Here is a 12260-nt window from a genome sequence, read left to right on the forward strand (position 1 = left end):
CACGAAACAGCAGCCTATGGCTGCATATTTGCAGTATTGACAATGGAGTAGTGATGAACTGGGACGACGTGCGGATATTCCTGGCCATTCAGCGCGCCAGCACCTTGCGCGGGGCTGCGCAGCAACTGGCCATCGACCAGACCACGGTGGGTCGGCGTCTGAGCGGATTGGAGCAGGCGCTGGGCAGCCGGCTGTTCCTGCGCACCACGGGCGGCTTGGTGCTGACCGACACCGGCCAGCAAGTGCTGCGCATAGCCGAGGACATGGAACGCATGGCCGTCTCCTTCGAGCGCCGCAGCGAAGGTGCCGACGCGCGCGTGGCCGGAGAGGTGCGCGTGACCACCACCGACGCGTTGGCGGTGGACTTCGTGGTTCCGGCCATTGAACGCCTGCGCGCCAGCCATCCCGAGGTGCGGGTGATCCTGAGCACCACGACGCGGCTGCTCGACCTGGCGCGGCGGGAGGCCGACATTGCTGTACGTACCCTGCGGCCGGAGCAACCGGACTTGATCGTCCGCCAACTCGGCTGCTGGGAAGTTGGCCTGTACGCAACCCGAGGCTATCTGGCCAAGCATGGTGAACCGCAGCCCGGAAAAGGCTTTGCGAGCCACGACATTGCGCTCTACCAGGAGGGTGTGACCGGCCGGCAGGACGACACGCTGGTGGGTGAATCCAGGGCACAGGGTCGCGTGGTTGCCGAGCTGGATTCGAGCCTGATGCTCACGACCTTCGTGCGCGCCGGCTTGGCGATAGGCGAGTTACCCGAGTACCTGGCCCGGCGCGATCCCGCGCTGGTGCGGCTATGGCCGGAGTGCCGGCGGGCCAAGCCCTACGAGGCGTGGCTGGTGTTGCACCAAGACTTGGCGCGCACGGCCAGAGTGCGTGTCGTCGTGGAGGCGATCACATCGGCTTTCGCCGATTGAACGTCAGGCATGGGCGAGCCACGTATTCGCTTTTGGGGAGCGATGGTCGAGAGGCTGATATGACTCCCCGTGTCAATCGGGATTGGTTTGGTTCAGTTGACAGTTTCATGTAGTTTCTCCCACCCAATTCCTTGAGGGCGGCGTCCACATAAGCCACTCTAAGCGCGTGGCGTAAGGAAAAGAATGGCCGGGCGCCGCATGGCGGCTCCGGCCGTTCTTTTGAGTCCGGGGGGGGGGGCCGTCCGCTATGCCCGCCTGCTCTTTAACGCCGCGCAGATCGTCTCGTGGGTCTTCTCATCCTGTTGGTAGTTCCGCAGCGCTATAGCGCACGCACGGGAATACACAACTCGCAGGTCAGTGAACCCGTTCGCGCGTCCAGCGCCGACACTGCCGAGAACCGTTCGAAGCACGGACGCTCGTCGCATTGCAGACCGCTGGACGGCAGCCATTCGCGGGTCAGCCAGGTCCATGCCTGGACGATGGTGGCAGGGGCGCCGCTGAATTGCGCCACGGCGTAACGTCCGCCCGGCAGGACGGAGATGCTGGCCTGGCCGCTGGGCTGGAAGGTCTCAGGTATCTCCACGCAGGCGTCGTAACGGCACTTGTCCGGCGGCGTGATGCCGGGGGCGTCGTGCCCGATGCCGTAACACGTTTGCCCGGCCAGGCCGTTGGCGTGCATCCATGGCGCGACAGCTTCACGCCAGAAGGTGCCGATGGCCGGACCGTAGGGGCCGATGTGGCGTTGGTAGGCGACACGTGCTTCGGGTAGATCGATGACGCGGACTTCCATATTGCTCTCTCCATCTGTTTGGCAGGAGAGGCCATGGTCGATGAAAGCACCGCCATCCACCTGATCGGCATTGCGCAGGACCTGATCCGGATTGCTATGGCGGTTGGCCAGGCGCGCGCGCGCCGCCGCGGCCTGCGTGGCCCGGTGTTCGGCTGCGCCGGCGCGCCAGGCAGAGGGCGTGCAGCCAAACTTGAGCTTGAAGGCGCGCGCGAATGCCTCGCCGGAGCCGAATCCGGTGGCTAGTGCGATTTCCAGCACCGAGGCGCCGGGTTTGCAAGCCAGCTGAAATGCGGCGGACTCGAGCCGGCGCCGGCGTGCGTAGTCGCCCAGCGTCTCGCCCATCCAGGCCGCGAACAAGCGATGAAAATGGAAGCGGGAAAAGTTCGCGACGTCCGCCAGTTGGGCCAGGTCGAGCGGTCTGTCCAGATGCTGGTCGATATAGTCGAGCACGCGGTTCATGCGCCGCGTGTACTCCGCGCGATGGATGCGCAGTTGCGATGGGTCTGACTGCGGGCCTTCTGCTTGGTCGGTGGGTGCCATGGCTGCGGATTATGGCATGACGGCGACAAGCGCAAACCGTCCCGACCAACGGAAAACGCCCCGCGCTGGGCGGGGCGTTCAACCGTTCAACCGTTCGACTAATCGACCAGTTCGCCCGGCCGCGCGCGCTCATGCAAGCCAGCGCGGGCCGGCAGCCGTGCTCAGGCAAGCGCGGGGTAGTCGATATATCCTTCTGCGCCCGAGTGGTAGTAAGTCTCCGGCTGCGGCGCGTTCAGCGGCGCGTCGATCTGCAGGCGGCGCGGCAGGTCCGGGTTGGCGATGAACAGCTGGCCAAAGGCCACCGCGTCGGCTTCACCGGCTTGCAGCACGTGCTCGGCGGTTTCCTTGGTCATCTTCTCGTTGGCGATATAGGTGCCGCCAAATGCCTTCTTCAGCGCGGGGCCGAGGCGGGGCTCGCCCAGCGCTTCACGTGAGCAGATGAAGGCAATGCCGCGCTTGCCGAGTTCGCGCGCCACGTAGCCGAAGGTGGCCGGCAGGTCCGAGTCGCCCATGTCGTGCGCATCGGCACGCGGTGCCAGGTGAACGCCCACGCGCGATGCGCCCCACACGTCGATGCAGGCGTCGGTCACTTCCAGCAGCAGGCGGGCGCGGTTTTCGAGCGAGCCGCCGTAGGCGTCGGTGCGCTTGTTGGTGCTGTCCTGCAGGAACTGGTCGAGCAGGTAGCCGTTGGCGCCGTGCACTTCCACGCCGTCGAAGCCGGCGGCCTTGGCATTCTCGGCGCCGTGGCGGTAGGCCGCGACGATGCCGGGGATTTCATCGGTTTCCAGCGCGCGCGGCGTGACAAACGCGCGCTTGGGGCGCACCAGGCTGACATTGCCCGCGGCGGCAATGGCGCTGGGCGCCACCGGTAGTTCGCCGTCCAGGAAGACCGGATCGGAAATACGGCCCACGTGCCACAGCTGCAGGAAGATGCGGCCGCCGGCGGCGTGCACGGCATCGGTCACCACCTTCCAGCCAGCGACTTGCTCGTCGGACCAGATGCCCGGGGTGTCGGCATAGCCCACGCCTTGCGGGGTGACCGAGGTGGCTTCGCTGAGGATCAGGCCTGCGGAGGCGCGCTGCACGTAGTACTCGGCCATCAGGGCGTTGGGCACGCGGCCGCCGCCCACTGCGCGCGAGCGCGTCAGCGGCGCCATGATGACGCGGTTGGGGAGGTCGAGGTCGCCGATGCGGATGGGGTCGAAGAGAGAGGTCATGTCAGTTTGTCTGGGTGTCGAGGAGAGTGGCGCACCGTGGGTGCGTAAGTAGGCGCTCGCGCGCCGCGGGTATCAAAGATCGCTGTGCATGTGATCGAGAAAGGCCTGGATGGTCTGCTCGTCACGCTTGAAAAAAATCCATTGGCCAACCCGCTTGGAAGTCACCAGCCCGGCGCGTTGCAACGTGGCGAGATGTGCCGACACGGTGGATTGCGACAGTCCGGTGCGCGCGTCGATCAGGCCCGCGCAGACGCCCAGCTCGAGCGGATAGTCCTGCACGGCGAAATTCTCCTGCGGGGCTTTCAGCCAGGCGAGGATGCTGCGCCGTACGGGATTGGCCAGGGCCTTGTGGATGGCGTCGATGTCCATTGCGTGGGTTTGTCCGGTATCGGAGGCGCGGGCTGTTTCGCGTTTTGGCGAAACATATATCCGCTTCTCACAAAATTAATATCGCGACTATACGATATACGTCGCGGCTCTGCTGGAGTGGTCTTTGCGCCACCTGGTAGTGCCTACTCGACGTATGGTTATTTCTATCTGGTTGCTTAAAGAAACCAATGTGACTTAGACTCCGTTCAGTTTCTTTATAAAACCAAATGGATCCATGATGACGCCTAACCCAGCCACCGCCGCCACCCTGGCCACCGCACCGTTGGCGCAGACCTCGGACGCGCCGTCTGCCATGCCGTCGTCGCTGGTCTGGCTGTTCGCATTGGCGTGTGGGCTCAGCGTGGCCAACGTCTACTACGCGCAGCCCTTGCTGGATGCGATGGCGCGCGAGTTCGGCTTCGGCTATGGCTCGGTCGGCATCGTCGTCACGGCCACGCAGGTGGGCTGCGCGCTGGCGCTGCTGCTGCTGGTGCCGGTGGGCGACCTGGTGGACCGGCGCCGCCTGATCCTGCTGCAGTTGCTGTTGCTCGCCGTCGCCCTGGCGCTTGTGGCGGCGGCTTCGACGCGCACGGCATTGCTGGCAGGCATGCTCGCCGTGGGTCTGCTGGGCACGGCGATGACCCAGGGACTGATTGCGTTCGCGGCCACGCTCGCCGCGCCGGCCGAGCGCGGGCGCGTGGTGGGCGCCGCGCAGGGCGGCGTGGTGATCGGCTTGCTGATGGCGCGGGCTATGGCGGGCGCGCTGGCGGATCTAGCCGGCTGGCGCGCGGTGTACGTGGTCTCGGGCGTGCTGGCGTTGCTGATGATCGCGCTACTGGCGCGCCGTTTGCCGCGGCAGGCCAGCGCGCCGGTGAAGATGCGCTACATCAGCCTGCTCGCGTCGATGTTCATGCTGCTGGCGCAGGAGCGCGCGCTGCAGGTCCGTGGCGTGCTCGCCATGCTGATGTTCGCCGCGTTCAGCGTGTTCTGGACCGCGCTGGTGCTGCCGCTGAGCGCGCCGCCGTATTCGATGTCGCATACCGCTATCGGTGCCTTTGGGCTGGTTGGCGCCGTGGGCGCGCTGGCGGCCGCGCGTGCCGGGCGCCTCGCGGATCGCGGGCTGGGACAGTGGACCACCGGCATCGCGCTGGTGCTGCTGGTGGCGTGCTGGGCGCCGCTGGCTTTTGCGCCGGAGTCGCTGTGGCTACTGGTGGCGGGCATCATCGTGCTGGACCTGGCCGGGCAGGCCATCCATGTCACCAACCAGAGCATGGTGTTTCGGGTGCGGCCGGAAGCGCACAGCCGGCTGGTGGGCTGCTACATGTTGTTCTATGCGCTCGGCAGCGGTGCCGGGTCCATCGCCTCGACGCATGTCTATGCGCGCGCAGGATGGTCCGGCGTTTGCATGCTGGGCGCGGCGATCAGTGCGGCCGCGCTGGTATTCTGGGGTGTGACCTTACGCCGGTAACGCGGCGATAAAGCAGCGATAAAGCGGCGGGAACTTTCATTTTGCTTACTGGTTCAGACTGGTTATCGGATGAATCCACGTCAACCAAAACCCGTCCGCCAGCGTAAGAGCGGTGTCACCCCTTGGGGTTCGAGACAGGCCAACCATGTCCCTGAGCATTTCACGCCTGCTGTCACGCCTGATATCGGTTTGCCTCCTGAGTGCGGCCGCGGGCCTGCTGGGTGCTTGCGCGCAAGGCGGCGGCGCGCCGGAGGGCGTATCCGGTGCGGCCCTGAAGCCGGCCGACCTGCACTGGCTCAACACCGTTACCTTCGGCGCCAACCAGTCCAGCATCGAGCGCCTGCGCAAGCTGGGGCGCGAGCGCTATCTCGAAGAACAACTCAAGGCGCCCGGCACCGATACGGGCGAGCTTGCCACCACCATCGGGGCGCTGAGCATTGCCCAGCAAAGTGGTGAGCAAAGGCTGCGCAGCGTGCGCGCCGAGCAGCAGCGCATCAACACCCTTACCGACGAAGACGAAAAACAGAAGGCGCGCGACGCGCTCAACCGCAGCGGCAACGACGTGGTGCTCGACACCAGCCGCCGCCATCTGCTGCGCGCCCTCTACTCGCCCGCGCAGCTGCGCGAGCAGATGACGTGGTTCTGGATGAACCACTTCAGCGTGTACTCCGGCAAGGGCTCGGTGCGTTGGGTACTGGCCGACTACGAGGACAAGGCGGTGCGCCCGCATGCGCTGGGCAAGTTCCGCGACCTGCTGATGGCGACCGTGACATCGCCCGCCATGCTGGAGTACCTGGACAACGCGCAGAGCGCGGTCAACCGCATCAACGAAAACTATGCGCGCGAGCTGATGGAGCTGCACACGCTGGGCGTGGCCGGCGGCCCGAGCGGCTCGCGCTATACGCAGCAGGATGTGCAGGAACTGGCCCGCGTGCTCACCGGCCTGGGCATCAACGCCAGCGGCGAGCCGCCCAAGCTAGCACCGCAAAAGCAGGCGCTTTACCGCGCGGGCGGGTTGTTCGAGTTCAACCCGAACCGGCACGACTTCGGGCCCAAGACCTTGCTTGGCCATCGTATCGAGCCGAGCGGTTTCCACGAGGTGGAGCAGGCCGTGGAGATTCTCAGCCGCGATCCGGCCACCGCGCGTTTCATCTCCTACAAGCTCGCCGCGCACTTCGTCGGCGATACGCCGCCGCCGTCGCTCGTCAATCGCATGGCAGGCACCTTCACGCAGACCGATGGCGATATCGCGGCGGTGCTGCGCACGCTGTTCCTGTCGCCTGAGCTGAACACCACGCTGGCCTCCGGCACGCGCAAGTTCAAGGACCCGATGCAGTTCGTGGCTTCGTCGCTGCGGCTGGCATATGACGGCCGCACGGTGGCCAACCTGCGCCCCGCCATCGGCTGGCTTAACCAGCTTGGCGAGCCGCTCTATGGCCGCATCACGCCGGACGGTTTCCCGGCAGCGGAGAGCGCATGGGCCAGTTCCGGGCAGATGGTCAAGCGCTTCGAGATCGCGCGCGCCATTGGCTCGGGGCAGGCCGGGCTGTTCTCCAAGGATGATGGCAAGCCGGCCGAGCGCACCGGCTTTCCTTTGCTGACCAACCGCGTGTTCTTCGACAGCATCGAATCCACGCTCGGCCCCGCCACGCGCACCGCGATGACGCAGGCGACGTCGCAGGCGGAGTGGAACACCATCTTGCTGTCGTCGCCCGAATGGATGCAGGACTGAGCAGTCCGCCCTGAACAAGGAGTACCCCATGCAACGACGTGACTGGCTAAAGGGCGCGGGGCTTGCCGGACTCGCGGCATTGGCGCCCGGCATCGTCTCGCGTGCCTACGCGCTGCCGCAGCAGGCCGATGCGCGTTTCCTGCTGGTGTTCCTGCGTGGTGGCTACGATGCCACCAACGTGCTGGTGCCTGCGGGCAGCGATTTCTACTACGCATCGCGCCCGACCATCGCCATTGCCAGGCCGGTGGCGCAGGGCGCTCCGGCCGATCCGCGCGCCGCGCTGTCGCTGGCGGCGGCCTTCGATGGCGGCGCGGGCAGGGGCATCGATGCGTGGGCGCTGCACCCCGCGCTCAAGGACAGCCTGCTGCCGCTGTGGCAGAAGCAGCAGCTTGCGTTCGTGCCGTTTGCCGGCACCGATGACCTCTCGCGCAGCCACTTCGAGACGCAGGACGGGGTCGAGGCCGGGCTGCCGCTCGCCGGCAACGGCAAGGGCAGCGGGCACATCGATGCCTCGCTGCGCGGCTCCGGCTTTCTTAACCGGCTGGCCGAATCCATGGGCGGGCGCGCCGCGCCCGTCGCCTTTACCGATGGCCTGCCGATGGCGCTGAGCGGCGCGCTCACCGTGCCCAATGTCTCGCTCAAGGGTACCGGACGCACGCCCTTCGACGAGCGCCAGACCCGCGTGCTTGCGCAGATGTATCGCGGCACCCGCTTCGAGTCGCTGATCAACGAGGGCTTCGAACTGCGCCAGACCGTGGCGCAGGAGGCCGAGGCCATGCAGCGCCGCAACACAATGATGGCCGCGAACCTGCCCGCGCAGGCCGAGCCTGACATGGCGGGCCGCATGCAGGAGATGCAGGCGGCCAATCGCCGCGCGCTCAGCGCCAAGGGTTTCGAGGTGGAAGCACGCCGCATGGCGGGGCTGATGCGCGAGCGCTTCAATCTTGGCTTTATCGATGTCGGTGGCTGGGATACGCACGTGAACCAGGGCGGCGCGCAGGGACAGCTGGCCAACCTGCTCGATAACCTCGGGCGCGGCATCTCCGGATTCGCGGACGAGATCGGGCCGGCGTGGAGCAAGACCACCGTGGTGGTGGTCTCCGAATTCGGCCGCACCTTCCGCGAGAATGGCACGCGCGGCACCGACCACGGTCACGGCACGGCGTACTGGGTGGCCGGCGGCGCCGTGCGTGGCGGGCGCATTGCCGGCGAGCAAGTGGCGGTGGAGCAGCGCACGCTGAACCAGAATCGCGACTGGCCGGTGCTCAATGAATACCGCGCGATGCTGGGCGGGCTCTTCAAGCGCCTGTACGGGCTGGACGATGCGCGCCTGGCACATGTGTTTCCCGATGCGCGGGCAGTGGATATCGGGCTGGTCTAGCTCGCGGCGATCGTGGAGAGTTTGTGTCAAACGTCGGTCGCCCCCAGCTCCGCCTGCAGCCGCTCCATCTCTCGCATCATCTGCGCCGAAAACGCCGGCCCTTCCCACGCCCGATAATTCTGCTCCGCATAGGCCAGCGCGTTCTTGTAATACAAGAACGCATTGAGCCGGTTGCGCACATAGTTGTTCTGCGTGCGCGTGACCTTGCCCGGGCTGCCCATCACGATGGAGTTGGGCGGAATCACGGTGCCTTCCTTGAGGAAAGCGTGCCCGGCAATGATGCAGTTGTCGCCGATCACGCAGCCGTCCATGATTGTGGCGTTGATGCCGATCAGGCAGTTGTCGCCGATCGTGCAGCCGTGGATGGTGCAGTGGTGGGTGATCGAGCAGTGGCTGCCGATGATGGTCGGCGTGCGATCGCCGATATGCAGCATCGCGAAGTCCTGGATATTGGTGTAGGCGCCGATCACGATTTCCCGACTCTCGGCGCGCGCTGCCACATTGATCCAGATCGATGCGCCCTCGTGCACGGTGATCTTGCCGTAGAGGTAGGCCGATTCGTGCACGTAGGCGGTGGGGTGCAAGCTCACATCGGGGCCGATGAATGCCATCGCTGTCTCCTTGGGTTATTTTTGGATTGCGCAGATTGTACGTCGATGCGTTGATGCGCCGGGGTGCGTTCCATCTGCCGCGTCGACGCCTTCGCGACGGGTTCGTTTCCGTTTTTGTATTCAACCTTGAGCTGGTAGGTTTCATCCCAGCATAAGTTGTCATCTTGTCGCGCAGGGACCGGCCCTTTAGGCTGTTCAGGGTCATCTCCCTGCAACAAGACAGAGCGAACGAAAAGGAACGCTTCCATGACCCCCAATAAAACCGCCGCCGCTGATCCCGCAGCCAAATTCGACCCCGGCCGCGCTGGCGAGTACGAAAAGCAAAGCCGCATCGCGCTGGCTGGCTACGACGCCTGCCATGAACTGTCCGCCTGCATGCTGGCGGCAACGCTGGGCACCGGGCGCGCGGCCGAGGTGCTGGTGGTCGGCGCCGGCGGCACGGCGCAGGAGATCGTTTGCGCGGCCAGGCTGGAGCCGGCGTGGCGCTTCACGGCGGTCGATCCGTCGGCGCCGATGCTGGACCTTGCCATGGCGCGCGTCGCCCAGGCCGGGCTGGCCGAGCGCACGCATGCCGTGCCGGGCGTGGTGGAGGACCTGCCCGCCACGCCGCGTTTCGACGCCGCCACGTTGATCGGCGTGCTGCATCACCTGCCGGGGGACGACGCCAAGCGCGATATCTTGCGCGCCATCGCCGCCCGCCTGAAACCGGGCGCGCCGCTGATCCTCGCCGGCAATTACCGCGCCTATGCCAGCGAGCCGCTGCTGCTGGCTGCGTGGGGCGAGCGCTGGCGCATGCAAGGCGCCAGCGCCGACGAGGTCCAGGCCAAGCTGGGCAAGATCCTGCAAGGCGCGGACCCGCCGCACTCGGAGGCTGCCGTGCAGGCGCTGCTGGCCGAGGCGGGCTTTGCCGCGCCGCAACGCTTCTTCGGCAGCCTGTTCTGGGGCGCGTGGCTGGCGCGCAAGCAGGGCAGCTGAGCCTGGACGCTCGCGCATGGCCGGGCTTTGCGCGCAGGCCAGCCGGTTCTATCCTACGCAGACGAGAGCCGCCCTCAAGGAGCTTGCCATGCCCGTCCGCTCTTTGTCCTTGCCCGTGCTGATCGCCATGGCGGCGCTGGCCGGCACCGCCATGCTGGCATGGCCGGCGCGCGGCGCCGACAGCGACCAGGAAAACCGTGGCCACGATCCCTTCTTCCAGATCTCGTCGCGCATCGCCAGTTGCCCGGAGCCGCTCGGGCCTCGCGTGGACGAAGCACAATGGCGGCGCGACGCCCATCACCGGATCGAGGACGGCAACCACTGCTATGTCGAAGGCCGCTGCCGTCTCGGCAATGCCTACCAGTACGAGAAGGAAATCGTGGAAAGTACGCAGCGCCGCCTGCAGTCGCTGTCGATCACGCTGCCGGGCTGGCGGGAATCCTCGCTGTGGCTCACCGTGCGGGGCCGCTGGCTGCTGGTGCAGGGCTGCGTGGGGCGGGGTTTCCCCGGGCAGCCCTTCGTGGCCGCATTGCGCGAAGTTGCCGACGTGGAGATCGTGGTCGACCAGATCACGGCGGATCCGGCGCGCGGCGTGCCTTACCCCGTATTCGGTGGCCGTCCCGGCCCGGCTGCGGCCGTTCCGCCTCAATCCGGCCGAGAGCCGAATTAGGCATTTTCTTCCTGGGCTTGGATTCTTTGGTGCTGGCGCCAATCCGGGTTGTGGGGCGTCATGCCAAGTGCTACCTTCTGGGCGTGCTGGCGGCCCGTCCGGGTTGAGACCCCGACCCATGGGGAAGCGCCAGCGGCAGGTTTTTTGCTCGGGACACGACATGACTGCTCACCCTCACGGGCCGAAGCCCGCCTTCAGGCGGCTGGGTGCGGTGCTGCTTCCATTGCTGCTATGCGGGCTCGCCGATGAAGCCCTGGCGCAGCAAGGCCCCGCCGATAACCCGGCGCAGGGCGTGCCCGGCACCATCTGCGACGCGCCCTGGTTCCAGTCCGGCGCGCGGGCGCAGATGGAGGCCAGTGGCGACATGCCGATGTCGATCACCATGACCATCCGGAACCCGACGCTCACGGAAAATGGCTGCAGCGCCTGGCTGTCGATTCACTCGAAGTCGGCGCTGGCGGCCATGATGGGCCCGCCGGTCGTCATGGACCAGGTCCACAAGATGACATTCGACCGCGGCGCGGCGGCCGGCTCGGTCGGCAGCGTGAGCAGCCAGCGCGCCACCATCAATGCGCAGGCGCGCTACACGCGGCTGTTCGGACAGGCATCGTTCCAGGGCAAAGGCGTGCTCAGCTACGCGGGCCTTGCGATACGGGAGGGCGTGGTGCTGCCGGGCGAGACGCTCAGTTCCAGCCTGGATCTCGAGATCCACAGCCTGGCAACGGACGAGATGGTCACGACCATTCGCGCGCCATCGGCCTCGGTCTCGGTTGGCGAGCGGCGTGTCGGCCGTGCGCAATCCATCGAGACCATGCTGGGCCGCCGCGAATGCATGCCGATCACTTACGAAAAGCGCACCTCGCTGGGGCCATTGATGATGGGCGACGACCTCATCCAGACCGAGCCCGCGATCATGAACGTCACCGACTGGTACTGCCCGACGGAAGCGTTCGTGCTGCGCACGGAGGTGCGGCAAAAAGGCAAGGTCGAGAGAATCGACACGACTGCCATTGGCATGGACGACGACGCGCAGTGAGGCAGGATGCTGAGCGCTGGCGGGAACACCAAGGAGCACCACGACATGAACAACGAGAACCAAGAGATCGATTTGCTGCCCTTGCTCCGGCAACTCGAAACCGAACTGCACCGTCCCGCCGCGCGCGGCGATCGCCATCGGCTGGACGCGCTGCTGCACGACGACTTCCTGGAGTTTGGCCGCTCGGGTGGCATTTATACCAAGGCCGACACGCTGGACGAGCTGCCCACCGAAGCCGCCTCGGGCACGATCTGGGCGCAGGATTTCTCGCTGCGCTCGCTTGCGCCGGGCGTGGCCATGCTGAACTACCGCTCTGCCTGCCAGCAGCCGGACAGCCGGCTGGAGCGGCACACCCTGCGCACCTCGATCTGGACGCTGACTGACAAGGGTTGGCAGATGTCGTTTCACCAGGGCACGCCGACGGAGAGCTTCGCGGCAAAGCCCGTGTAATCGAGCAGCTGCATAGCGGCTCCTGCTCCTGGCCGCCACCACATTCATACCGATCCCGGCAGCACAGCGCGCCTGCGGCCCTCTGTGTGCTGAATTGT

12 protein-coding genes are annotated in these 12260 nt (G+C 66.3%); 8 read left to right on the top strand and 4 right to left on the bottom strand.

What is annotated here, in order from left to right; all coding sequences use genetic code 11:
- Positions 1-53: 53 nt before the first annotated feature.
- A complete protein-coding gene (locus AC1Q7Q_RS09380) occupies positions 54-923 on the top strand; it encodes a LysR family transcriptional regulator (RefSeq protein ID WP_492370459.1) in 870 nt (289 codons plus the stop codon).
- Between the two features lie 319 nt (positions 924-1242).
- Here AC1Q7Q_RS09380 and AC1Q7Q_RS09385 read toward each other — a convergent pair whose 3' ends face one another.
- The 3 genes from AC1Q7Q_RS09385 to AC1Q7Q_RS09395 form a co-directional block, all read right to left on the bottom strand.
- Positions 1243-2253: an AraC family transcriptional regulator gene (locus AC1Q7Q_RS09385; protein ID WP_492370458.1), complete on the bottom strand. Its 1011-nt coding sequence runs from the start codon at positions 2251-2253 to the stop codon at positions 1243-1245.
- 161 nt (positions 2254-2414) lie between these two features.
- Positions 2415-3470, bottom strand: a complete 1056-nt coding sequence (locus AC1Q7Q_RS09390) for an alkene reductase (protein WP_174427523.1) — start codon at positions 3468-3470, stop codon at positions 2415-2417.
- A 72-nt stretch (positions 3471-3542) separates the two neighbouring features.
- Positions 3543-3839 (bottom strand): ArsR/SmtB family transcription factor, encoded by a 297-nt coding sequence (locus AC1Q7Q_RS09395; protein WP_174427524.1) that lies wholly within the window; start codon positions 3837-3839, stop codon positions 3543-3545.
- Positions 3840-4152: 313 nt separating this feature from the next.
- Between AC1Q7Q_RS09395 and AC1Q7Q_RS09400 the strand changes: the two genes are divergently transcribed.
- From AC1Q7Q_RS09400 to AC1Q7Q_RS09410, 3 genes are all read left to right on the top strand, one after another.
- On the top strand, positions 4153-5307 hold the full coding sequence (locus AC1Q7Q_RS09400; RefSeq protein ID WP_492370594.1) for an MFS transporter: 1155 nt from the start codon (positions 4153-4155) through the stop codon (positions 5305-5307).
- 145 nt (positions 5308-5452) lie between these two features.
- Positions 5453-7039 carry a DUF1800 domain-containing protein gene (locus AC1Q7Q_RS09405; protein WP_492370457.1) on the top strand — a complete coding sequence of 529 codons (1587 nt, stop codon included), beginning with the start codon at positions 5453-5455 and terminating at the stop codon, positions 7037-7039.
- A 28-nt stretch (positions 7040-7067) separates the two neighbouring features.
- Complete coding sequence (locus AC1Q7Q_RS09410) at positions 7068-8420, top strand: DUF1501 domain-containing protein (protein WP_492370456.1); 1353 nt, start codon at positions 7068-7070, stop codon at positions 8418-8420.
- Positions 8421-8446: 26 nt separating this feature from the next.
- Here AC1Q7Q_RS09410 and AC1Q7Q_RS09415 read toward each other — a convergent pair whose 3' ends face one another.
- On the bottom strand, positions 8447-9031 hold the full coding sequence (locus AC1Q7Q_RS09415) for a gamma carbonic anhydrase family protein (RefSeq protein WP_492370455.1): 585 nt from the start codon (positions 9029-9031) through the stop codon (positions 8447-8449).
- A 246-nt stretch (positions 9032-9277) separates the two neighbouring features.
- Here AC1Q7Q_RS09415 and AC1Q7Q_RS09420 point away from each other — a divergent pair, with 246 nt between their 5' ends.
- The 4 genes from AC1Q7Q_RS09420 to AC1Q7Q_RS09435 all read left to right on the top strand — a co-directional run bounded on the left by AC1Q7Q_RS09420 (position 9278) and on the right by AC1Q7Q_RS09435 (position 12162).
- Positions 9278-10006 carry an SAM-dependent methyltransferase gene (locus AC1Q7Q_RS09420; RefSeq protein WP_492370454.1) on the top strand — a complete coding sequence of 243 codons (729 nt, stop codon included), beginning with the start codon at positions 9278-9280 and terminating at the stop codon, positions 10004-10006.
- Positions 10007-10157: 151 nt separating this feature from the next.
- Positions 10158-10676 carry a BON domain-containing protein gene (locus tag AC1Q7Q_RS09425; protein WP_492370593.1) on the top strand — a complete coding sequence of 173 codons (519 nt, stop codon included), beginning with the start codon at positions 10158-10160 and terminating at the stop codon, positions 10674-10676.
- 160 nt (positions 10677-10836) lie between these two features.
- Complete coding sequence (locus tag AC1Q7Q_RS09430) at positions 10837-11712, top strand: hypothetical protein (RefSeq protein WP_492370453.1); 876 nt, start codon at positions 10837-10839, stop codon at positions 11710-11712.
- A gap of 45 nt (positions 11713-11757) precedes the next feature.
- On the top strand, positions 11758-12162 hold the full coding sequence (locus AC1Q7Q_RS09435; protein WP_492370452.1) for a nuclear transport factor 2 family protein: 405 nt from the start codon (positions 11758-11760) through the stop codon (positions 12160-12162).
- Positions 12163-12260: the final 98 nt, after the last annotated feature.

This window comes from Cupriavidus sp. GW823-FHT07A04, assembly GCF_058794615.1.